The following is a 21,280-nucleotide window of genomic DNA, read 5'->3' as shown; positions in this document are numbered from 1 at the left end:
CGTTCCGAATGTCCCGGCAAAGCTGTCCGGACATGGGGAATTGGCTGCCCGCAACCGGCGCCTCGATTGTCATGCTGTTTGCGTACATGCCGGATAAACAAGTCCATACGAATGAAGTTTCGTCGCTGCGCCGCCTGATGCGCGCGCGACGCAAGCCACTGGCGCTACTGCTCTCCCTGCCGGGCGTGTGGTGCTCGCTCGCCGGTGCACAAGAAGCCCCTCCCCCCGATCTTTCGAAGAGCGATGGTCTTGTGCTGCGCACGGTCCCTTCGCTGGGGGAGTTCGTGCTAGGGGACGGCGACGACGTGCCGATGTACGTGCGTGGCATGCATCTGACCGGCCGCACCAACGTCGACGCGACCGTCGACGGCGACGCGGAGGCGCGCAAATTGCGCTCCTACGTGAAGGGCGATCGTCTGACCTACGATCAGGACACGGACGAGGTGGTGGCGCACGGTAACGCGCACATGTCACAGGGCGGCAACAAATTTGTCGGCCCTGAGGCCCATATGTATACCGGTGCGGGCGACGGCTACATGCTCACGCCGACGTATCAACTGGTGACAGGCGGCGGCGGTAAAGGCGAGCGCGCGGATGTCGATGCAGGCAACGTGGTCACGTTGCAGCGCGGCACCTATTCCGCATGCGCCTGTACTGATGACGACAAGACGCCGGCGTGGTACATCAAGGCGTCGTCGTTCGAATTCGATCAGGAACAGCAGGAAGGTACGGCCTACAACGGCATTCTGTTCTTCCAGGGCGTGCCGATTCTGGCAAGCCCGTACATGTCGTTCCCGACAACGACCGAGCGCCGCTCGGGCTTGCTCGCGCCGACGTTTACGCAGTCGACCCAGACGGGCTTCGAGTTCTCGCAACCGTATTACCTCAATATCGCACCGAATCGCGATCTGACGATCACGCCGCGCTTCATGACCAAGCGCGGCACGATGTTGATGGGGGATTTCCGGTACCTCGAAAATACGTATTCCGGATTGTTCCACATCGAATACCTGCCAAAAGACCGGGTGACGGGGGACGCGCGGTATACGTTTACGTGGCAGCACGCCCAGTCGTTTGGCTATGGCGTCAACGGCTACGTCAACTTTACGAAGGTGTCGGACGACACCTATCCCGACGACTTCGGTGCGGGTACCAACTTCCAGACTGGCGTGACGCGCGTGTACAACCGCGAAGCCGGGTTGACGTGGGGTTACGGCAATTGGTCGTTCCTTGCGCGAATTCTGAAGTATCAGACGCTTGCCCCGAGTGCGCCGCAGTATGAATCGGTGCCCGAGCTGTCGGCGACGTACAACAAGCTGGATTTCGGTGGTTTCGACTTCACGATGCCGATCCGGTACAACCGGTTCCACATCGCAGCCACCACGGGCCAGCCCGATGGCGAGCGTTTGTATGCGCAGCCGACGTTGAGTTACCCGATTCTGACGCCGGGTTACTTCATCATCCCGAAGGTGATGTTCAACGCGGCGTCGTACAACGTCGATTATCCGAACGGCTCGACGATGCAGTCGTCGATCACGCGCACGGTCCCGACGGTCAGTCTCGATGCCGGTCTGACGTTCGAGCGCCCGCTCACGTTGTTCGGTTCGAGCATGAAGCAGACGTTGGAACCGCGCATCTTCTACGTCTATACGCCGTACCGGAATCAGAGCTCGATTCCGATTTTCGACAGTGCGGTCGCCGACTTCAACCTCGCGGAAATCTTCAGCGAGAATTCGTTCATCGGCGAAGACCGGATTCAGGATGCCAACCGTGTCACGATGGCGCTGACCTCGCGCCTGATCGATGCGGAGAGCGGTGTGGAGCGCGCGCGCGTCTGGTACGCGCAGCGCTACAACATCCAGCAATCGCTCGTGACGATGCCGGGCGGCACGCCGGAAAACGCCGGGGTGTCCGACTTCCTGGTGGGCGGCTCGGCGCTGCTGTACAGCAACATCACGTTCAGCACGGCGGTGCAGTACAGCCCGAGCACGTCGCAGTTCAACCGCTCGGACGTGGGGATCACGTGGCGTCCGGGTGAGCGTCGCGTCTTCAATGTCTATTACCGTTACCTGCGCAACCCGCCGCCGGTGGTGGGGCAGACCGCGTTGACGGTGACTCCGATCAACCAGATCGAACTTTCGGGCCAATGGCCGATCACACCCCGATTCGGGGTGGTGGGCCGGATCAACTACAGCATCACGGACAAGTCGTTCATCGATGCCCTGGCGGGTTTCGAGTATGATGCCGACTGCTGGGCTTTCCGGGTGGGCGTGCAGCGCTATGCGACCAATGCCACGACAACGACTTCGCGTATTTTTGCGCAGTTGGAGTTGAAGGGCCTGACCAAGTCCGGTACCAGCGCCACCGAAGCGTTCAAGCAAGGCGTGCCTGGCTACCAGCCGCCGCCGACGAACCAGATTCCTTCTCGATTCAGCAACTATGAATGACATGTTTGTGAAGCGTGCCTCGCTGCTGGCGAGCCTGTGTCTCGCCGCCGGGGTGGCGGTGGCCCAACCGGCACCCGTCAGCGCACGCGCCGCTGGCGCGCCCGCGTCGTCCACGCAGTCGGTCGATTCGATCGTGGCCGTGGTCAACGACGCCGTGATCACCCGCAAGGAACTCAACACGCGAATCGAGGAAGCCAAGCACCAGCTGACGCTTGCGAAGCGTCCGGTCCCCGAGGCCGACATGCTCCAGCGTCAGGTGCTTGAACAGATGATCATCACGCAGGTGCAGCTCCAGCGCGCCAAGGAAGATGGCATCGTCGTCAAGGACGCCGACGTCGAGCAGGCGCTGCAACGCATCGCCGCCGACAACCGCCTCTCCGTCGATCAGTACAAGGCGCGCCTCGCGCAAGCCGGTGTGCCTTGGGACGCCTTCCGCAAGGAAGTGCGCGAACAGATCATTCTGGCCCGCCTGCGCGACAAGGAAGTCGATAGCCAGATTCAGGTCAGCGAGACCGAAATCAACACGTTCCTCGCCGCCCAGCGTGGGGCTTCGGCCACGCCTTCCGAAACCGAATACCGCATCAGCGAGATTCTCGTGAAGGTGCCGGACGGCGCTTCGCCCGATCAGGTCAACGCTGCGCAGAAGAAGGCCAACGACGCGCTCGACAAGGCGAAAGCCGGTGGCGATTTCGCTGCTCTCGCCAAGCAATATTCGGATGCGTCCGACGCCAGCGCCGGTGGCGACATGGGTTTCCGCATTCCCGAACGTATTCCCGATCTGTACCTGAATCAGGTCCAGAAGCTGCAAGCGGGCACGCTCGTGCCGCAGGTGCTGCGCAGCAATAACGGTTTTCACGTCATCAAGCTGGTCGACACCCGTAAGCAGGGCGGCGGCGAGCAAGGCATGACCGTGCCGCAGATTCACGCGCGCCACATCCTGATTCGTGTGGGCGACGGCGTGTCCGAAGCACAGGCGCAGAAGAAGCTGCTCGATATCAAGGCGCAGATCGAAGCCGGCAAGGGCGACTTTGCGACGTATGCCCGTCAGGTGTCGGTGGACGGCTCGGCCTCGCAGGGCGGCGACCTCGGCTGGATTTCGCCGGGCGAGACCGTGCCGGCGTTCGAGCGCGCCATGTCGGAGCTCAAGGACGGCCAGATCAGCGATCCGGTGCGCTCGGAATATGGCTATCACCTGATTCAGGTGCTGGGCCATCGCGAGTCGCAGGTGTCGGGCGATCAGGAGCGCAATCTGGCGATGCAGGAACTGCGTGGCCGCAAGGCCGAGCAGCAGTATCGCGACTGGCTGCAACAACTGCGCGACAGCGCTTATGTCGATTACCGTCTGAGCACGGCTGCGCAGTAAGCGCGGCCCGACCCGACGACCCGACACTGCCACACCTCCTCGTATGACATCCGCCCGGCCCTTCGTCCTTGCCATCACCACCGGTGAACCGGCAGGTGTGGGGCCGGAGCTGACTGTGCAGGCACTGGTCCAGTGCCTGACACCGTCGGCCCCATCAGCATCAGATCCCCTCGAACATTGTCAGTTCGCCGTGCTCGGCGACGCCGCACTGCTGTCGGCGCGCGCGCAGGCCGTTGGCCTGGGCGACGCATGGCAGGCTTTGCTGTTGCAGGGACGTGTGCGCGTCGAGCATCATTCGCTCGCCGTGCCGGCCGTCGCCGGGCAACTGAACGCCGCCAACGGTCCCTATGTGCTCGCACTGCTCGACGCGGCCATTGACGGCGCGGTGGCCGGCACCTTCGACGCGATTGTCACGGCGCCGCTGCAAAAGAGCACGATCAACGACAGCGGCGTGGCTTTCACCGGTCACACCGAATATCTCGCCGAGCGCACGCATACGCCGCGCGTGGTGATGATGCTCGCAGGCGGTGGTTTGCGGGTGGCGCTTGCCACCACGCATTTGCCGCTGGCGCAGGTGCCCGGCGCCATTCGCCGGGACGATCTGCTGGAAACCCTCGTCATACTGAATCAAGACCTGATGCGCCATTTCGGCGTGACGCGTCCGCGTATTCTCGTGACCGGACTCAATCCGCATGCGGGCGAGTCGGGCTATCTCGGCCGTGAAGAGATCGATGTCATTACGCCCGCGCTCGACGATGCGCGCGCGGCAGGCATCGACGCGCGCGGGCCGTACCCGGCCGACACGCTGTTCCAGCCGCGTCACCTCGACGGGGCCGACGCCGTGCTCGCCATGTATCACGATCAGGGCCTGCCGGTGCTCAAATACGCGAGCTTCGGCGCGGGCGTGAACATCACGCTGGGCCTGCCGATCATTCGCACTTCGGTCGATCACGGCACTGCGCTGGATCTTGCGGGTACCGGGCGCGCCGAGAGCGGCAGCCTGCTCGAAGCCCTGCGCACCGCCGCGACCATGGCCGCCAACGCGGCCACCCATGCACAACTGCGCGCTGGCACCGTCGCGACGTCAGGCACCGCAAGCGATGCGGCGGCCAAGACGGGCGATAACGACGCTCCACCGCGTTCCTAAGGAATTTCACATGAGTAGCGCATCGAAGCGCACGGGCGTCCAACAGGGCCACGTGGCGCGCAAACGTTTTGGTCAGAACTTTCTCGTCGATGTGGGCGTGATCGACGACATCGTGAGCGCCATTTCGCCGCGCCCCGATGATCTGATGGTCGAAATCGGCCCGGGGCTCGGCGCCTTGACGACGCCGCTCGCCGAGTGGCTTGCGCATCTGCATGTCGTCGAACTCGACCGCGATCTCGTCGCACGCCTGACGCGCAAGTTTGGCGATCGCGTGACGGTACACGCGGGCGATGCGCTCGACTTCGACTTCGGCTCGCTGGTGCCGGAAGATCGCCGCGACGAGTCGCCGCTGCGCATCGTCGGCAACCTGCCGTACAACATCTCGAGCCCGTTGCTCTTTCACCTGATGCGTTTTGCGACGCAGGTGCGCGACCAGCACTTCATGTTGCAGAACGAAGTCGTGGAGCGCATGGTGGCACCGGCCGGGTCGAGCAACTACAGCCGGCTGTCGGTGATGCTGCAATACCGCTACTGGATGGACAAGGTGCTCGACGTTCCGCCGGAAGCGTTCAATCCGCCGCCGAAGGTCGATTCGGCCATCGTGCGAATGATTCCGCGTGCTCAGGCCGACTTGCCCGACGTGGATCTGACGGTGTTCGAAGCGGTGGTTGCGCAGGCGTTCTCACAGCGTCGCAAGATGCTGCGCAACACGCTGCACAGCTATCGCGACCGCGTCGACTTCGATGCACTCGGGTTCGATCTGACACGTCGTGCGGAAGATGTTTCCGTCGACGAATACGTGTCGCTGGCGCGCACGATCAGCGGCGCCGGTTCACAAGGCTGATCCCGGCGAACACAAGGGCGACGGCGCCCGCAAAGCGCCAGCCCACCGATTCTCCGAGAATCAGCACGCCGAACGTTACCCCGAACAGCGGGCTCAGGAACGAGAACGACGCGAGGCGGGCGGCGCTGTAGCGCGTGAGCATCCAGAACCAGATCAGATAGCTCGCAAACGCCACGCCGATGGATTGATAGACCAGACTGATCCACGTCGTGGCCGTCATCTCGCCGATGTGGACGTTACCGGTGGCCAGCGCCAGCACGCATAGCAGCACGGCGGAGACGGCCAACTGATAGAGCAGTGTCTTGGCGGGGGCGGCCGTTGCCAGCTTCGAAGCGCGCACGACGACCGTCGTCATGCCCCAGAAAACGCCCGCCAGAATGCCGAGCAGGTCACCCGGCCAAGTCGTCGCAAGGCTCGTGCTGCCACCGTCCGAGAACGCCACCACGATGCCGCAGAACGCCAGCGCCATGCCGAGCCATTGCCCGGCACGCAGCCGCTCGCTGGGCACCGTCCAATGCAGGCCGATGGCCGTGAAGCAAGGTGCGGAATACAGAAACACGGCCATGCGTGATGCCGTGGTATGCGTCAGCCCGACGAAGATGCAGAGAAATTCCAGCGAGAACAGCACGCCGGCCAGAAGGCCGGCCGACAACGTCCCGTCGCCGGTGACAAGCCGCTGACGCCGCCAGAGCATCCACCCGCCCACGAGCAGCGTGGCGATTACCGAGCGCAGACCCGCTTGCAGCACCGCTGGCACGGCGGTCACTGCAAGCTTCACCGCCACCTGTTGGCCGCCCCATATCGCACACAAGCCGACCATGATGGCGAGGGCGGTGGCATCGATCGGGCGAGGGGCTGTGTTCATGAAATCGGTTCGGGAGTGGGAGGGGCGGGCAAGCAGGCGACGCGGCGCAGCGTTGCCGCACGTCATTCTGCACATCCGATTCGCCGCTCATTCTCCACGATCCGCCTCATGACTGCATCAATTTGGTGCGCGCCGTAGGGGTAATCATTGTTTCTCCGTGCGGCACAATGTCTCCCCCTCCGGAGGGTTTATCGGGGACAGTCGCGCGGCTAGAATACGTCCCTCGGGTGCGATCGCCCGTCATCTCCCGCTCATCACCGCGGTATTCCCCCGCAGTCATCCCCCGCAGTCATCCCCATGTACAAGAAAGGCTCTGCCGTCGAACTCCAGTTTTCTCCATCGCGACTCAACGATGGGGCGGGTGATCCGTTCTGGATCGATCTCACGCGCGACGAAGCGCAGGCGCTGCTCGCCGCGCTGCAAACGCATCTGGCAGGCACTGAGCCGGATGCAGCGGGCACCGGTCAGCCGTTGTTGTTCACACTGCTCGATCCCGCCGTGCCGGGGAAGACGGGCCATGGCGCCACCACCGGCAGCGAGTCCGATAGCGCCAACGATGGCGAAGCGAGTGCTGCCACGGCACCGGAATTCCGGCAGTGGGTCTGCGTGATCTGCGGATGGATTTTCGACGAAGCGGCCGGTTATCCCGAAGACGGCATTGCGCCGGGAACGCGGTGGGAGGATGTGCCGGACGACTGGCGTTGCCCGCTATGCGACGTGGGCAAGGAAGACTTTGCGATGGTGCAGTTCTGAGGCGTTGCTGGCGGCGCTGCCCGACCCTCGGTGGAGAACCGGGACCCGCGCCGCCGTCGTGTCTTACAGGCCGCCCTTGGCCGAATGCTTCTGGATCAGTTCGATCTTGTAGCCGTCCGGATCTTCCACGAAGGCGATGACCGTGGTGCCGCCCTTGACCGGGCCGGCTTCGCGCGAGACTTTACCGCCCGCGGCGCGGATCGTGTCGCAAGCCTTGTAGGCGTCGTCGACTTCAACGGCCAGATGGCCGAACGCCGTGCCGATCTCGTACTTTTCCACGCCCCAGTTGTAGGTCAGCTCAAGCACGGTGTTCTCTGACTCGGCGCCGTAGCCCACGAAAGCCAGCGTGTACTTGTACTCGGGGTTTTCGCTCTGGCGCAGCAGTTGCATGCCGAGCACGCGCGTGTAGAAGTCGATCGAGCGCTGCAAGTCGCCGACGCGCAGCATGGTGTGGAGCATTCGCATGGTGTTTTGACTGTGTGGGGACAAACGAAGCGTCAATTGTACCCGCGTCAGCAAAAATGAGCGGCGTTCATGCAGCGTTGAGCCATTTCAGCGTGACGCTTAAAACTCCGGCAGCCATTCCGGGGCATGCGACTTGAGTGTGTCGCGCGCGGATTCGAACTCCGGAAAGATCGACGCTACCGCCTGCCAGAAGCGCGGCCCGTGGTTCATTTCCTTCAAATGCGCCAGTTCGTGCGCCACCACGTAGTCGATCACACCCAGCGGAAAGTGGATCAGACGCCAGTTCAGGCGAATGCGGCCATCGGCGCTGCAACTGCCCCAGCGGGTGGTCGCCGAGGACAATCCAAGTGCCGAGTAGCTCACGCCGAGGCGCTCACCATAAACGTCGAGCCGGGTCGTGAAGAGCTTGCGCGCTTCCTGCTGCAACCAGCCTTGCACACGGTCGCGCATCTGTTCAGGCGCGGCTTGCGGCGGCAGGTCGAGCCAGAGCGTGTGCGTGTGAATGTCGTATTGCTGCGCACCGGGGCGGCCGCCAAGACGCACGGTCAGCGTGTGACCGAGATACGGCAGCGTCGCGCCGTCGACCCAGTTCACGCGCGGAATCACGCGCCGGGCCGAGCGTTCGCGAAACTCGGCGATCTTGTTGAAGATCCAGCGCTTCTTTTCGACGACGGCAGCTTCGACGTCAGCGATCGTGACCCAGCGCGGTGCGGTTACCGCAAGCCCCGACTCATCGATGATGAAGCCGATCGTGCGGCGCGACGAGCGCTTGAAGCGGTAATAGAGCGCGTGCCCGTCGAGCATGATCACGCGCTCGCCGGCGGCGGGCGCACGGCGCGGCTTGGGCGGCTCAGGCGTGTCGGGGATGGCGGGAGTAGCGGGAGTAGCGGGGATAACCGGTGTGGGGGCAGGGGCGGGGGCCGGTGCATCGGTCGCCACACCATTGGCTTCGGCGGCCGGGCTGCCGAACAGGTCGAGTTCCATCTGGGGAACGAGCATCTCATGCCGGGAGCGGCGATCGCGGGTATTGCTGGCGTTACGGTTCGCGGTTCGGGCTTTCGACATGAGACTGTCTCGTAGTGCGCTCAGGTCCGAGGGGTGGCTTCCGGCGTAGCTTTTGGGGCCGACGTGTAGGCTGCCGGATCGATACGAATCATCTCACGTTCGATCCATTCGGCCACATCAGCATTCACGGCTTCCGGCGTGCGTCCTTCCGTCTGAATCACCGGGCCGATCGAGACGATCACTTCACCGGGGAATTTCATGAACGAATTGCGCGGCCACATGCGTCCGGCATTGTGCGCGATGGGCACGACCGGTGCCCCGGTCGTTGCTGCCAGACGCGCACCGCCCGACTTGTACTTGTTGCGCGAGCCGGTCCTCGTGCGCGTGCCTTCCGGGAACATGATGATCCACGAGCCTTCGGCCAGACGCTCACGCCCCTGCGCCACTACCGACTGGAACGCATCGGTGCCCTTGCTGCGGTTGATGTGAATCATGCTCAGCAGGCCGAGCGCCCAGCCGAAGAACGGCACGTAGAGCAATTCGCGCTTGAACACGAAGCACAGCGGGCGCGGCATGAGTGCCGGCAGCGCGAGCGTTTCCCACGCCGACTGGTGCTTCGAGAGCACGATGGCGGGCGTGTCGGGCAGGTTCTCGCGACCGATCACACGGTATCGAATGCCGCACAGTTTGTCGGCCACGATCATCGTCGTGCGGCACCAGCCCACCGCGAACCAATAACGCCGGACGCGGTTGAGGATCGGAAACGTCACGATGCACGCGATGGCGTACGGAATCGTAAAGACGATCAGGTAGAGGAAGAAAAGAATCGAACGAAGTCGCTGCATCAGATCTGGGCTTGAATGAGTGGGCCGGGGAGCGTCGGGTGTTTCAGGCGTTTGAGCGGGCATGAGCGGCATGAGCGGTCTCACACCGCGTCAGCCACCCTTGGCGTCCTTGGCATCCTCTTCAGCGAGCATGTCGCGCACGAATGCCTGAAGGCTGTCGTGCACGCGGGTGCCTTCCGGCAAGTTGCCGGCGGCCAGTGTTTTCTTGCCCTTGCCGGTGAGCACCAGATGCGGGTGGGCACCCACGGCGGCAGCCGCCTGCAAGTCGCGCAACGAATCGCCCACGGCCGGCACGCCGGTCAGGTCGACTTCATAGCGCCGGGCGATTTCCTGAAACAGGCCGGGCTTCGGTTTGCGGCAATCACAACCCTCCGCTGACGTGTGCGGACAGAAAAACACCGCGTCGATACGGCCACCCGCCGCGGCAGCCAGCTTCGACATCTTGGCGTGCATGGCGCCCAGCGTTGCCATGTCGAACAGACCGCGTCCGACGCCCGACTGGTTAGTGGCCACGACCACGCGATAGCCGGCCTGATTCAACCGGCCAATCGCTTCGAGGCTGCCGGGCAGCGGCACCCACTCGTCGGTCGACTTGATGAACTGGTCCGAGTCGACGTTGATCACGCCGTCACGGTCGAGAATCACCAGCTTGCGAGCGGCGGGGCCGGGGGTGCGGTCTTTACGCGAGTCCATGTTCGGCATCGGATATCGGCAACTTAGGCGGCGAGCTTCGAGAGATCGGCCACACGGTTCATCTGCGCGTGCAGGCGCGTGAGCAACGCGAGGCGGTTGTTGCGCAGCGCCTCGTCGTCGGCCATCACCATCACGTCGTTGAAGAAGGCGTCGACCGCATCGCGCAATTGCGCCAGCGCCGTCAACGCCTGCTCGTACTGACGCGCCTCGAAGCTCGTTTCCACCAGCGGCGTCACCTTGTCGAGCGCGGCGGCGAGCGCCTTTTCAGCCGGTTCTATGAGCAGCGACGGCTGAATCACACCGTCCGGCGGCGGCGCCGTCTTCTTCAGAATGTTGCCGATACGTTTGTTGGCAGCCGCCAGCGCTTCGGCTTGCGGCAGTGCCGAGAACGCACGCACGGCTTCCAGACGCTCGATCAAGTCACCCAGATACGGGGGCTGATTGGCCAGTACGGCTTCGATTTCGTTCGCACCGAAGCCACGCTCACGCAGGTAACCGCGCACGCGATCGAGCACAAACAGGTAGACATCGTGCAGATAAGCGCCATCAGCCACGCCCGTGGTGAAGCCGTCGTAAGCCACGCGAAGCAGGTCGGGCAACATCACGGGCAGACGCTTCTCGATGAGCATGCGCGCGATGCCGAGGGCGTGGCGACGCAGCGCGAACGGGTCTTTCTCGCCGGTCGGTTGCAGGCCGATGCCCCAGATGCCGACGAGTGTTTCGAGCTTGTCGGCCAGCGCCACGGCCGTGCCGGTCGGGCTCACGGGCAGGGCGTCGCCGGCAAAGCGCGGCTGGTAGTGTTCCGAGCAGGCGAGGGCGACATCGTCCGGCTCGCCGTCGTGGCGTGCGTAGTACGTGCCCATCGTGCCTTGCAGCTCCGGGAACTCGCCGACCATGTCGGTCAGCAAGTCGGCTTTGGCCAGCAGTGCACCGCGCTCGGCCAGTGCCACGTCGCTGCCGGTCATCTGCGCAATCGCACCCGCGAGTGCCGAGAGGCGCTTCGTGCGTTCGAGCTGCGAACCCAGCTTGTTGTGATACACGACGTTGGCGAGCAACGGCACGCGATCGGCCAGCGGCTTCTTCTTGTCCTGCTCGAAGAAGAACTTCGCATCGGCCAGACGCGGGCGCACAACGCGCTCGTTGCCGGTCACGATCTGCTCCGGCTTGTCGGTGGCGATGTTCGAGACGATCAGGAAACGGTTCGTCAGACGCCCGCCCTCGGCAAGCGGCTTGTCGGTGAGCGCGAAGTACTTTTGATTCGTCTGCATCGTGAGAATCAGGCACTCCTGCGGCACGGCGAGGAACTCGCTTTCGAAATGGCAGGCGTAGACGGCCGGCCATTCCACCAGTGCGGTGACTTCGTCGAGCAGCGCGTCGGGCATGACCACGTGGTCGTTGCCGGCAGCGGCGAGCAGTTGCTCGCGAATCGCATCGCGCCGGGCCGTGTAGCTCGCGTAGACCTTGCCTTCGTCGAGCAGCGTGGCGGCGTATTCGTCCGCGTTGTGGATCACGACTTCACCGTTCGACAGGAAGCGATGACCCAGGGTCTTGTTGCCAGACGTCAGACCGATCGCCGTGGCCGGCACGAGCGTGTCGCCGTGCAGCGCAATCAGACCATGCACCGGACGCACGAACTGCACCGTTTCGCCATCGGGGCGCTGGTAGCTCATGACCTTCGGGATGGGCAGCTTGCCGAGCGTTTCGTCGAGCGAGGCTTGCAGCGCGCCGGCCAGTTGGGCACCGGCGGCCGTGTAGGTATGGAAGAAGGCTTCGGCCTTGCCGTCCATGGCGCGCTCAAGGCTCGCGACCGGCAGGTCGGCGAAGCCCATCGCGGCGAGCTTCTTCGCGAGCGGCGGGGTCGGGTTGCCGTTGGCGTCGAGCGCGACGGACACCGGCAGCACCTTCGCGCGGATGGTGGCATCCGGGGCGCGCTCGAGCACGTGGGTAATCGTGACGGCCAGACGGCGCGGCGTGGCATACGGCGTGACGACGCTGGCGTCGGTCGTGAGACCGCGCGAGCGCAGGCCGTTGGCGATGCCGTCGGCAAAGGCGTCGCCCAGACGTGCCAGTGCCTTCGGCGGCAGTTCTTCGGTCAGCAGTTCGACCAGCAGGGTACGTTGTGCGGTGCTCATCATGCGGCTTGCGTTCGGGTTTGGGCGGCGGGGGCGTTCAGCATCGGGAAACCGAGCTTCTCGCGCGAAGCGTAGTAGGCCTGTGCGATCAGGCGCGACAGCGCCCGGATACGGCCGATGTACGCCGCACGTTCGGTCACCGAGATGGCGCCACGGGCGTCGAGCAGGTTGAAGGTGTGTGCCGCCTTCAGAATCATTTCGTAGGCCGGCAGGGCCAGTTCGGCTTCGATGAGGCGCTTGGCTTCGCTCTCGTAGTTATCGAAGAAGCTGAACAGCATCGGCTGGTTCGAGTGCTCGAAGTTGTACGTCGACTGCTCGACTTCGTTCTGATGGAACACGTCGCCATACGTCAGGCGGCGCGTGACCGGGCCGTCAGCCGTCTGCTCCTCCCATTCCGTCCACACGAGGTCGTACACGTTCTCGACCTGTTGTAGATACATCGCCAGACGCTCGATCCCGTAGGTAATTTCGCCGAGCACGGGCTTGCAGTCCAGACCGCCCACTTGCTGGAAGTAGGTGAACTGCGTGACTTCCATGCCGTTGAGCCACACTTCCCAGCCCAGACCCCAAGCGCCGAGCGTGGGGTTTTCCCAGTCGTCTTCGACGAAGCGCACGTCGTTTTCGGTCAGATCGAGACCGAGCGCACGCAGCGAACCCAGATACAGGTCGAGAATGTTCTCCGGTGCCGGCTTGAGCACCACCTGGTACTGGTAGTAGTGCTGCATGCGGTTCGGGTTCTCGCCATAGCGGCCATCCTTCGGACGGCGCGACGGCTGCACGTAGGCGGCGCGCCACGGCTCCGGGCCGATTGCGCGCAGGAACGTGGCGGTGTGCGAGGTACCGGCGCCGACCTCCATGTCGTAAGGCTGGAGCAACGCACAGCCTTGCTTGTCCCAGTAATCCTGCAACGTCAGGATGACTTGTTGAAAGGTAAGCATGATGAATTCGCGCGGACGAAAAGAGAAATATGCGGATTTTGCGCAGTTCATCGGCCCGGCCGCGAGCGCGGCCGACGAACTGGGGCCTGTTCATCCTGATATCGGGCAAGGATTGCCCGCCAAAAACCAGGGTGAACAGGCCCCAAAACCTTGAATTTTAGCGGGAATCCGGCCCGAGCGGGGTGTTGGCCGACCAATGAGGCGCCGGCCGTGCCGCAGCGCCCGTCAAGCGTGGCGCATTTGTGTGACGGACTCAGCGCGCGCGTCGTCCGGCGATCAGGCCAAGGCCGAGGGCGGCCAGCGCCAGCAGCAGCGCCGGCACATTGCCGAAACGCACATAAGGCGTGAGGCCCGTATAGGGCTGCACCTTGCCCGTGAGCGCGCCGACGGTCATCGCCGGCAGGCGGCCTTGCACGTGACCCTGTGCATCGATGATGGCCGTCGTGCCGGTGTTGGTCGCACGCAGCATCGGACGCCCAGTTTCGAGCGTGCGCATGCGGGCGATTTGCAGATGCTGGTCCAGCGCGATGGTGTCGCCAAACCACGCCAGATTGGTCGAGTTGGCAAGCACCGTCGCGGGCTCCGGCATATTGCGCAGCGCCTGAGCGATCTCTTCGCCGAACAAGTCTTCGTAGCAGATGTCGAGCGCCACACGCTGATCGCGCACCGGGAAGCCGGTCGGTGTTGCCGAGCCGCGCAGGAAGTCGCCCAGCGGGATATGCATCATGTCGACAAACCACCGGAAGCCCCACGGCACGAATTCACCGAATGGCACGAGATGGTGTTTGTCGTAGCGATGCAGCGTCTGGTCGCGCGGCGAGACGCCGAACAGGCTGTTGGTCAGGTCCGTCGGGCCTTGCGGCGTCAACGTCGCGCCCACGGCGCCGAGCACGACGTGCGAGCCGGTGCGATCGGCAAATTCACGAATGGGCGCGGCGATTTCCGGAGGAATCCCTTGCAGCAGCACCGGGAAGGCCGTTTCCGGCGTAATGATCAGGTCGGCCGGCGCTGCGGTGATCATGTCGCGATAGAGCGCCATCGCGTGATCGATGCCGGCGCGCTCGAACTTCATGTCTTGGGGGATATTGCCTTGCAGCAGCCGCACCGTGAGCGGTTGGCCCGCAGGCGTGGTCCACGCGTGACGGGTGAGACCGGCGCCGATGCCGAGCAGTGCGAGCACGCCGACGACCGCGAGCAGCCGGCGCGCCGGTCGCGTCGCCATGTTCAGCGGCAACACCGCGCGGGCGAACCACGCGGCGGTCAGTGCAGCAAGACCGCCAATGCCGTACACGCCCAGCAGCGGCGCGAAGCCGGCGAGTGGGCCATCGACGTGAGCGTAACCGGGTGAGAGCCACGGGAAACCGGTGAAGACGGTGCCGCGCAGCCATTCGGCGAGCGTCCAGGCTCCGGCAAACGCAAACGTGCGCCACGGGCCCGTGGCCGGAACCCAGCGCGTGACGAAGGCCGCGAGCGCTGGGTAGATCGCCAGATAGAGCGAGAACAGCACGACGGCGGCACCGGCCATCACGCCGGGCATGCCACCGTAGGTGTGCATGCTGATGTAGAGCCACCAGATGCCGGAGACGAACGACGCCACGCCGAAGCAGCCGCCGAGCCACAACGCATCGCGCCGCGACGGGCTGCGCTCAAGTAGCGCGAACAGGCCGGCCATGGCCAGCAGTTGCAGCCACCAAACGTCTCGGGGGGCGAAAGCCAGTGTCTGAGCAATACCGGCCAGACCGGCGAGCGCACGCGCGCGCCAGGCCGGCCACGAGCGCCGCTCGGGCGCGTGGACGGTCATTTCCTGCATGGATCGTTGAAATTAGTCAGGCTGAACGACGGGGGCCGGTTCCACGCGCCGCAAGAGCAGCATATGAATCTGGCGGCCGTCGGCACGCAGCACTTCGAACACGAGATTGCCGACGCGCAGACGTTCGCCACGGCGCGGCACACGACCGAACTGGTGCGTGATCATACCGCCGATCGTGTCGTTTTCGGCATCGACGAACTGGGTGCCGAAGGCGTCGTTGAACTGCTCGATTTCGGTGAGCGCGCGAATGCGATAACTGCCATCGGGCGCGGCGATGATGTTGTCTTCTTCTTCGTCGAAGTCGTACTCGTCTTCGATGTCGCCGACGATCTGTTCGAGCACGTCTTCAATGGTGATGAGACCGGCCACGCCGCCGTATTCGTCCACGACGATGGCGATGTGGTTGCGGTTCACGCGGAAGTCATGCAGCAACACGTTCAGGCGCTTCGACTCGGGGATGAACACCGCCGGGCGCAGCATGTCGCGCACATCGAAGTCGTGATTCGCGTAGAAACGAAGCAGATCCTTCGCGAGCAGAATGCCGATGATGTTGTCGCGATTGCCTTCATACACGGGATAGCGCGAGTGCGCCTGTTCCAGTGCGAACGGCATGAATTCTTCGGGAGTCTGTTCGATGTTGATGGCGTCCATCTGAGCGCGAGGCACCATGATGTCGCGTGCGCACAGATCGGCCACCTGGAACACGCCCTCGATCATCGCCAGAGAATCGGCGTCCATCAGGTTGCGGGCGTGAGCGTCTTGCAGAATTTCGAGCAACTCTGCGCGCGACTCCGGCTCCGGGGAAATCAGATCGGTGAGGCGTTCGAGCAGAGAGCGAGGTTTTTCGGGCTTTCTTTGACCGGGTCGACTGGGATAAGGGTCGTTCATGACGGCGCGTCCAAGTTGGGCGGACGCCGAGCTGTTTCAGGAAGCTAAAGGATACACCAGATGCACGCCATTGCCGTGTCAGCGCTGGCCGGTCGGTGCACCGCAGCGGTGCAGCACGGCTTCGAGCGCGGGGTCGGGCATGCCCGCTTCGCGAAGTGCCTTGACCGTGCGAGCCACGTAATCGTGGGTGGTGCCGTAGCGGCCCTGCGCCTGATCGAACACCTTGCGCACGATGTTGTCGGGCAGGCGGCCGGCGTAACTTTTCACGTCGCGGCGCATCACGAAAGCGAGCGCGGGTGTGGTGCGGCCATCGGCGAGCGCGCAGTGCAGCCACGCCGGACGGTAAGAACCCATCGCCATTTCACGGTGCCAGAGCGATTCGAGATGTGCACGCGCCGTCGCAGCGGACAGACGCAACGCTACGCCGGCACATGAGCCGCCCCGGTCGAGTGCGAGCACGAGGCCCGGGTGTTCCGGCGTGCCGCGATTGACGCGCGACCACAGATAAAGGCCCCGGTGATAGCCGAACACGCGGGCGTGCAGGCTTTCTTCCATCGGCACACCCGGATTCCAGATCAGCGAGCCGTAGGCAAAGATCCAGAGATCCTGCTTGCCGTTCCAGCCGGCGAGCGCGGCGTCGAGCGAGCGCGACAGCTCTTCGGGGCTCAGATGGTGGGCAATGCCGAGGTCGGGCGGGTACTGGGTGCATCCGGGGCCGCTCGACACGCTGGCCTGAGGGGATTCGGGGGCGCTCGGGTGGTCTGGGATGCGGTCCATGCTGTCTATGCGATCGGCGGTTCAGGCGCGGCGCGATTTGGCCGGCGGGGTGGTCTTGGCAGCGGCTGGCGTGGCCTTAGTGGCTTTGGAGGCCTTGGTGGCCTCGATGGTCTTGGCCGTCTTCGTCTTGCGCGGTGCGGCGGTCTTCTCCGACGCATAAGGATCGGCGTAGCCCAAGCCGGCAAGAATCTCCGTCTCCAGCGCTTCCATTTCCTCGGCTTCGTCGTCTTCCTCGTGATCGTAGCCTTGCGCGTGCAGCACGCCGTGCACGATCAGATGCGCGTAATGGGCTTCGAGCGTCAGACCCTGCTCGTTCGCCTCGCGCTCGACCACCGGGCAGCACAGCACGATGTCGCCCATGACCGGGTCGCTCTCGTCTTGCGCGTACGCGAACGTCAGCACGTTGGTCGCGTAGTCCTTGCCGCGATAGCTGCGGTTCAGCTCCTGACCTTCGTCGGCGTCGACAAAACGCAGCGTGAGCTCGGCGTCGGCCAGTTGCGCGGCCTGCACCCAGCGGCGCAGGTTGGCGCGCGAGAGCACCGCCTTATGGGCGGCGAAGTCGCGCCCGAGTACGAACTGGCTCGTCAGCGTCAGCGCGTGGCGTGGGCGGGCACCGCTCATGCGTTGCCTCGCGGCGCACGGGCCTGACGGGGTTGGCGCGGCTCGTGATCGGCCGATGCCGGCAAATCGAGCCCGGCTTCCGCGTGTTGGGCGTGGGCTTCGTACGCATCGACGATGCGCGCGACCAGCGGGTGACGCACCACGTCCACGCTGGTGAAACGGGTCATCGCGATGCCGCGTACGTTCTTCAGGATGACTTGCGCCTCGTTCAGGCCGCTCTTGTGGCCACGCGGCAAGTCGACCTGCGTCGTGTCGCCCGTCACCACCGCCTTGCTGCCGAAGCCGATCCGCGTGAGGAACATCTTCATCTGTTCAGGCGTGGTGTTCTGCGCCTCGTCGAGAATGATGAACGCGTGATTGAGCGTGCGCCCACGCATATAGGCAAGCGGCGCAATCTCGATCATCTGCTTCTCGAAGTACTTCTGTGTCTTGTCGAAGCCGAGCAGATCGTAGAGCGCGTCGTAGAGCGGGCGCAGGTACGGATCGACCTTCTGCGCGAGATCGCCCGGCAGAAAGCCGAGACGCTCGCCGGCTTCGACTGCCGGGCGCGTGAGTACGATGCGTTTGACCGCGTCGCGCTCCAGCGCGTCGACGGCGCAGGCCACGGCCAGATACGTCTTGCCGGTGCCCGCAGGTCCGATGCCGAACGTGACGTCGTGCGACAGAATCTGCTTGAGGTAATCGCGCTGCGCTGGCGTGCGGCCGTGCAGGTCGGTGCGACGGGTGTGCAGCACCGGCGAACCGGTTTCCGTCTCGTCACCGGTAGCGAACGGGTTGTCGTCGCCGTGGCGCAGGATCGGCTCATGGCCCTGACGCGTTTCCACCAGACCCAACTGAATGTCGTCGACCGACAGCGGTTCGGTGGCGCGGTTGTAGAAGCTTTCCAGCGCCTGCGTCGCGATGACGGCACTCTTGCCGCGAATCGTGAAGCGATGACCCCGGCGGGAAATCGACACGTCGAGGGCCTGCTCAATCTGGCGCAGGTTCTCGTCGAGCGGGCCGCAGAGGTTGGCCAGCCGGCGATTGTCGTCGCGCGGCGCGGTAAATTCTTGGGCGAGTGCTTTCAAGATGATCCGGTGTGATGGGGCAGGGCGATCAGTGCGTAATGATCAGTTCGCCGCGCAGCGAGTGCGGGTAGGCGAAGGTGATCACGACGTCCGTCATCTGGCCGATGAGCGCGCTGCGTTGTGCCTCGGAAGCCGGGAAGTTGACCACGCGGTTGTTCTCGGTGCGGCCTTGCAGCTCGTTCGGGTCTTTGCGCGAGATGCCTTCGACCAGAATGCGCTGACGCGAGCCGACCATACGCTGACTGATGCGCGCGGCGTTTTCTTCGACCACGGCCTGCAAGTGTTGCAGGCGGCGCAGCTTGACTTCACGCGGCGTTTCGTCCGGCAGGTTGGCAGCGGGCGTGCCCGGGCGCGGGCTGTAGATGAACGAGAAGCTTGTGTCGTAGCCGATCTCGTGAATCATCGCCATGAGCTTGTCGAAATCTTCTTCGGTCTCGCCGGGGAAGCCGACGATGAAGTCCGACGACATCGACATGTCCGGGCGAACCTGACGCAGACGGCGAATGATCGACTTGTATTCCAGCGCCGTGTAGCCGCGCTTCATGGCCGAGAGCACGCGGTCGGCGCCGTGCTGCACCGGCAGGTGCAGGTGGCTCACGAGCTTGGGCACCTTCGCGTACATGTCGATCAGGCGCTGCGTGAATTCCTTCGGATGACTCGTCGTGAAGCGAATGCGCTCGATACCGGGCACTTCGGCCACATATTCGACCAGCAGGGCGAAGTCGGCGATTTCGCCGTCGGCCATCAGGCCGCGATAGGCGTTCACGTTCTGGCCCAGCAGCGTGATTTCGCGCACGCCTTGCTCGGCCAGACCGGCAATTTCCGTGAGCACGTCTTCAAACGGGCGCGAGACTTCGTCGCCGCGCGTGTACGGCACGACGCAGTAGCTACAGTATTTGGAGCAGCCTTCCATGATCGAGACGAAGGCCGTGGCACCGTCCACCTTGGCGGGCGGCAGGTGATCGAACTTCTCGATTTCCGGGAACGAGATGTCGACTTGCGAGCGGCCGGTGGCACGGCGCGCCTCGAGCATCTGCGGCAGGCGGTGCAGCGTTTGCGGGCCGAACACGACGTCGACATACGGGGCGCGCTGCACGATGGCGGCGCCTTCCTGGCTGGCGACGCAGCCGCCGACGCCGATCACGAGATCCGGCTTGATTTCCTTGAGGGCGCGCATGCGGCCCAGATCCGAGAACACCTTTTCCTGCGCCTTTTCACGCACCGAGCAGGTGTTGAACAGGATGACGTCAGCGTCTTCGGGGGTGTCGGTCTTCTCGAGACCTTCGGCCGCGCCGAGCACGTCCGCCATCTTGTCGGAGTCGTACTCGTTCATCTGACAGCCGAACGTCTTGATGTAAATCTTCTTTGCCATTGAGTGTGCGCCGTTCGCAGTGGTTAACCTGGGGGCGTCCGTAATTTGGTTATTTCGGAGGTTTTCCGGGGTTCTGTCAGGTGGCCGACCAGAGAAAAAAGCGGCGGCCAAAACGCAAAAGCCGGCGTGGCCGGCCTGTCCGGACCTCCGTAGCGGGGCCGGTGAGTGGTGCGCGCATTATACCGCGTGAACGGCAGGGGTATTGCGCCAGGTGGACGCTGGGGGCGTCACGACTTTTGCGGCCGTCACGGCTGCCCCGGCCGGCGAAGGCCGGCCAGAGGCAGCGAGGCCCGCAGGGCTTAGCGGTTGTCCTTCATCGCGGCGGCGATGGCGCGGATGTTGTGCTGGAACAACTGGAGATAGGTGGAGGCTTCCGGGTTTTGCGAGAGCGCGTCCGAGTAGAGCTTGCCGTCGACCTGCACCTTCGCGTCGTGCGCAATGCGTTGAATCAGGCGCGGATTCGAGATGTTCTCCATGAACACGGCCTTGATGCCCGTGCGGCGGATGATGCGGATCAGGTTGGCCACATCGCGCGCGCTGGCTTCGCTTTCCGTCGACACGCCTTCCGGGGCGAGGAACTTGATCTCGAAGCGCTCGCCCAGATAGCCGAAGGCGTCATGCGAGGTCAGCACCACGCGACGGTTGGCCGGCACTGCGGCGAGTTGCTTGCGGGCCCAGGTGATCAGGTCGTCGAGCGCGAGCTGATAGTTCTTTGCGCGATCGGTGTAGTAGGCGCGGCCGGCCGGATCGGCCTGTGAGAGCGCGGCGGCGACGTTGTCGACCATCGACTTCACCAGCACCGGGTCTTGGAACATGTGCGGGTCGGTGACGACCTTGCCGTCGTCGCGCATGGTGCGGGGCTTGAGCCCGTCGGTGACCGTCACGATCTTGCCCGGGTAATGGCTGGCCTTCATCAGGCGCGGCAGCCAGCCTTCGAAACCGAGGCCGTTCACGAAGAACAGTTTCGTGCCCGAGAGTTTGGCGACGTCGGCCGGGGTCGGCTCATAGACGTGCGTGTCCTGATCGGGGCCGACCAATGTTGTGACGTCGACGCGGTCACCGCCCACCACCTTCACGATGTCGGACAGGATGCTGAAACTCACACCGACCGGCAGACGTGTGTCTTGTGCCTGTGCCGGGCCGGCAACTGCCAGCGTGAGCGCGACCGACGAAAGCAGCGCGGCGAAGAAGCGCGCGCCCGGCCATGATTTACCGCCCGATTTACCCAATCCGAACATGTTTTCCTCT

19 protein-coding genes and 1 pseudogene are annotated in these 21,280 nt (G+C 64.1%); 6 read left to right on the top strand and 14 right to left on the bottom strand.

Features of this window, described 5'->3' with window-relative positions; genetic code table 11:
• Positions 1 to 32 precede the first annotated feature (32 nt).
• Genes AT302_RS23785 through rsmA form a run of 4 tightly spaced genes read left to right on the top strand, consistent with a single transcriptional unit; the run spans position 33 to position 5,801 of the window.
• Positions 33 to 2,447 carry an LPS-assembly protein LptD gene (locus AT302_RS23785; RefSeq protein WP_058376116.1) on the top strand — a complete coding sequence of 805 codons (2,415 nt, stop codon included), beginning with the start codon at positions 33 to 35 and terminating at the stop codon, positions 2,445 to 2,447.
• Positions 2,440 to 3,810: a peptidylprolyl isomerase gene (locus tag AT302_RS23780; RefSeq protein ID WP_058376115.1), complete on the top strand. Its 1,371-nt coding sequence runs from the start codon at positions 2,440 to 2,442 to the stop codon at positions 3,808 to 3,810. Before AT302_RS23785 ends, AT302_RS23780 begins: the two co-directional genes overlap by 8 nt.
• Positions 3,811 to 3,853: 43 nt before the next feature.
• Positions 3,854 to 4,957, top strand: coding sequence for a 4-hydroxythreonine-4-phosphate dehydrogenase PdxA (gene pdxA, locus AT302_RS23775; RefSeq protein ID WP_084656430.1), 1,104 nt, complete (start codon positions 3,854 to 3,856; stop codon positions 4,955 to 4,957).
• 10 nt (positions 4,958 to 4,967) lie between these two features.
• Positions 4,968 to 5,801 (top strand): 16S rRNA (adenine(1518)-N(6)/adenine(1519)-N(6))-dimethyltransferase RsmA, encoded by an 834-nt coding sequence (rsmA, locus tag AT302_RS23770; protein WP_058376114.1) that lies wholly within the window; start codon positions 4,968 to 4,970, stop codon positions 5,799 to 5,801.
• On the opposite strand, the gene AT302_RS23765 is transcribed toward rsmA, so the two are convergent.
• Positions 5,776 to 6,666: a DMT family transporter gene (locus AT302_RS23765; protein WP_058376113.1), complete on the bottom strand. Its 891-nt coding sequence runs from the start codon at positions 6,664 to 6,666 to the stop codon at positions 5,776 to 5,778. The two genes, rsmA and AT302_RS23765, sit on opposite strands and share 26 nt — an antisense overlap.
• Positions 6,667 to 6,963: 297 nt before the next feature.
• On the opposite strand from AT302_RS23765, the gene AT302_RS28325 reads away from it, so the two are divergent.
• Positions 6,964 to 7,419: a rubredoxin gene (locus AT302_RS28325; RefSeq protein ID WP_084656429.1), complete on the top strand. Its 456-nt coding sequence runs from the start codon at positions 6,964 to 6,966 to the stop codon at positions 7,417 to 7,419.
• A 63-nt stretch (positions 7,420 to 7,482) separates the two neighbouring features.
• Here AT302_RS28325 and gloA read toward each other — a convergent pair whose 3' ends face one another.
• The 6 genes from gloA to glyQ all read right to left on the bottom strand — a co-directional run bounded on the left by gloA (position 7,483) and on the right by glyQ (position 13,497).
• Positions 7,483 to 7,884: a lactoylglutathione lyase gene (gene gloA / locus AT302_RS23755; protein WP_058376112.1), complete on the bottom strand. Its 402-nt coding sequence runs from the start codon at positions 7,882 to 7,884 to the stop codon at positions 7,483 to 7,485.
• 99 nt (positions 7,885 to 7,983) lie between these two features.
• On the bottom strand, positions 7,984 to 8,883 hold the full coding sequence (locus AT302_RS23750; protein WP_058379907.1) for a M48 family metallopeptidase: 900 nt from the start codon (positions 8,881 to 8,883) through the stop codon (positions 7,984 to 7,986).
• Between the two features lie 86 nt (positions 8,884 to 8,969).
• Positions 8,970 to 9,734, bottom strand: a complete 765-nt coding sequence (locus AT302_RS23745) for a lysophospholipid acyltransferase family protein (protein WP_058376111.1) — start codon at positions 9,732 to 9,734, stop codon at positions 8,970 to 8,972.
• Between the two features lie 90 nt (positions 9,735 to 9,824).
• Positions 9,825 to 10,427 carry a D-glycero-beta-D-manno-heptose 1,7-bisphosphate 7-phosphatase gene (gene gmhB, locus AT302_RS23740; protein ID WP_058379906.1) on the bottom strand — a complete coding sequence of 201 codons (603 nt, stop codon included), beginning with the start codon at positions 10,425 to 10,427 and terminating at the stop codon, positions 9,825 to 9,827.
• 23 nt (positions 10,428 to 10,450) lie between these two features.
• A complete protein-coding gene (gene glyS / locus AT302_RS23735) occupies positions 10,451 to 12,562 on the bottom strand; it encodes a glycine--tRNA ligase subunit beta (RefSeq protein WP_058376110.1) in 2,112 nt (703 codons plus the stop codon).
• A complete protein-coding gene (gene glyQ, locus AT302_RS23730) occupies positions 12,559 to 13,497 on the bottom strand; it encodes a glycine--tRNA ligase subunit alpha (protein WP_058379905.1) in 939 nt (312 codons plus the stop codon). Before glyQ ends, glyS begins: the two co-directional genes overlap by 4 nt.
• Between glyQ and AT302_RS27755 the strand changes: the two genes are divergently transcribed.
• Entirely contained in the window at positions 13,496 to 13,651 is a 156-nt protein-coding gene (locus AT302_RS27755; RefSeq protein WP_157125864.1) for a hypothetical protein, read from the top strand. The genes glyQ and AT302_RS27755 overlap by 2 nt on opposite strands.
• A 99-nt stretch (positions 13,652 to 13,750) precedes the next feature.
• Here the strand turns inward: AT302_RS27755 and lnt are convergent, their stop codons facing one another.
• From lnt to AT302_RS23695, 7 genes and pseudogenes are all read right to left on the bottom strand, one after another.
• Positions 13,751 to 15,298: an apolipoprotein N-acyltransferase gene (lnt, locus tag AT302_RS23725; protein ID WP_237172005.1), complete on the bottom strand. Its 1,548-nt coding sequence runs from the start codon at positions 15,296 to 15,298 to the stop codon at positions 13,751 to 13,753.
• Between the two features lie 21 nt (positions 15,299 to 15,319).
• Positions 15,320 to 16,195 (bottom strand): HlyC/CorC family transporter, encoded by an 876-nt coding sequence (locus AT302_RS23720; RefSeq protein WP_058376108.1) that lies wholly within the window; start codon positions 16,193 to 16,195, stop codon positions 15,320 to 15,322.
• Positions 16,196 to 16,273: 78 nt separating this feature from the next.
• Positions 16,274 to 16,972 carry a gamma-glutamylcyclotransferase gene (locus AT302_RS23715; RefSeq protein WP_084656428.1) on the bottom strand — a complete coding sequence of 233 codons (699 nt, stop codon included), beginning with the start codon at positions 16,970 to 16,972 and terminating at the stop codon, positions 16,274 to 16,276.
• 156 nt (positions 16,973 to 17,128) lie between these two features.
• Positions 17,129 to 17,593 (bottom strand): annotated as a pseudogene (gene ybeY, locus AT302_RS23710) (rRNA maturation RNase YbeY); the annotation flags it as partial.
• Entirely contained in the window at positions 17,590 to 18,660 is a 1,071-nt protein-coding gene (locus AT302_RS23705; protein WP_058376106.1) for a PhoH family protein, read from the bottom strand. The pseudogene ybeY and the gene AT302_RS23705, both read right to left, overlap by 4 nt.
• A 28-nt stretch (positions 18,661 to 18,688) precedes the next feature.
• Positions 18,689 to 20,032, bottom strand: a complete 1,344-nt coding sequence (miaB, locus tag AT302_RS23700; RefSeq protein ID WP_058376105.1) for a tRNA (N6-isopentenyl adenosine(37)-C2)-methylthiotransferase MiaB — start codon at positions 20,030 to 20,032, stop codon at positions 18,689 to 18,691.
• Between the two features lie 299 nt (positions 20,033 to 20,331).
• The gene (locus AT302_RS23695) at positions 20,332 to 21,270 is read right to left on the bottom strand and encodes a metal ABC transporter substrate-binding protein (RefSeq protein WP_058376104.1); all 939 of its coding nucleotides are present in this window, start codon (positions 21,268 to 21,270) and stop codon (positions 20,332 to 20,334) included.
• Between the last annotated feature and the right edge of the window lie 10 nt (positions 21,271 to 21,280).

Source organism: Pandoraea norimbergensis, assembly GCF_001465545.3.
GTDB classification, from domain to species: domain Bacteria; phylum Pseudomonadota; class Gammaproteobacteria; order Burkholderiales; family Burkholderiaceae; genus Pandoraea; species Pandoraea norimbergensis.
Note: the sequence above shows the minus strand (reverse complement) of the source record. Positions and strands in the feature narration are given on the sequence as shown.

Coding starts and splice junctions, on each gene's coding strand:
- glyQ (WP_058379905.1), bottom strand. CDS start 13,497: ATGCTTACCTTTCAACAAGTCATCCTGACGTTGCAGGATTACTGGGAC.
- pdxA (WP_084656430.1), top strand. CDS start 3,854: ATGACATCCGCCCGGCCCTTCGTCCTTGCCATCACCACCGGTGAACCG.
- AT302_RS23720 (WP_058376108.1), bottom strand. CDS start 16,195: ATGAACGACCCTTATCCCAGTCGACCCGGTCAAAGAAAGCCCGAAAAA.
- AT302_RS23695 (WP_058376104.1), bottom strand. CDS start 21,270: ATGTTCGGATTGGGTAAATCGGGCGGTAAATCATGGCCGGGCGCGCGC.
- gmhB (WP_058379906.1), bottom strand. CDS start 10,427: ATGGACTCGCGTAAAGACCGCACCCCCGGCCCCGCCGCTCGCAAGCTG.
- gloA (WP_058376112.1), bottom strand. CDS start 7,884: ATGCGAATGCTCCACACCATGCTGCGCGTCGGCGACTTGCAGCGCTCG.
- AT302_RS27755 (WP_157125864.1), top strand. CDS start 13,496: ATGATGAATTCGCGCGGACGAAAAGAGAAATATGCGGATTTTGCGCAG.
- AT302_RS23785 (WP_058376116.1), top strand. CDS start 33: ATGGGGAATTGGCTGCCCGCAACCGGCGCCTCGATTGTCATGCTGTTT.
- AT302_RS23750 (WP_058379907.1), bottom strand. CDS start 8,883: ATGCTCGTTCCCCAGATGGAACTCGACCTGTTCGGCAGCCCGGCCGCC.
- lnt (WP_237172005.1), bottom strand. CDS start 15,298: ATGACCGTCCACGCGCCCGAGCGGCGCTCGTGGCCGGCCTGGCGCGCG.
- AT302_RS23780 (WP_058376115.1), top strand. CDS start 2,440: ATGAATGACATGTTTGTGAAGCGTGCCTCGCTGCTGGCGAGCCTGTGT.
- glyS (WP_058376110.1), bottom strand. CDS start 12,562: ATGATGAGCACCGCACAACGTACCCTGCTGGTCGAACTGCTGACCGAA.
- AT302_RS23765 (WP_058376113.1), bottom strand. CDS start 6,666: ATGAACACAGCCCCTCGCCCGATCGATGCCACCGCCCTCGCCATCATG.
- AT302_RS23745 (WP_058376111.1), bottom strand. CDS start 9,734: ATGCAGCGACTTCGTTCGATTCTTTTCTTCCTCTACCTGATCGTCTTT.
- AT302_RS23715 (WP_084656428.1), bottom strand. CDS start 16,972: ATGGACCGCATCCCAGACCACCCGAGCGCCCCCGAATCCCCTCAGGCC.
- AT302_RS28325 (WP_084656429.1), top strand. CDS start 6,964: ATGTACAAGAAAGGCTCTGCCGTCGAACTCCAGTTTTCTCCATCGCGA.
- rsmA (WP_058376114.1), top strand. CDS start 4,968: ATGAGTAGCGCATCGAAGCGCACGGGCGTCCAACAGGGCCACGTGGCG.
- miaB (WP_058376105.1), bottom strand. CDS start 20,032: ATGGCAAAGAAGATTTACATCAAGACGTTCGGCTGTCAGATGAACGAG.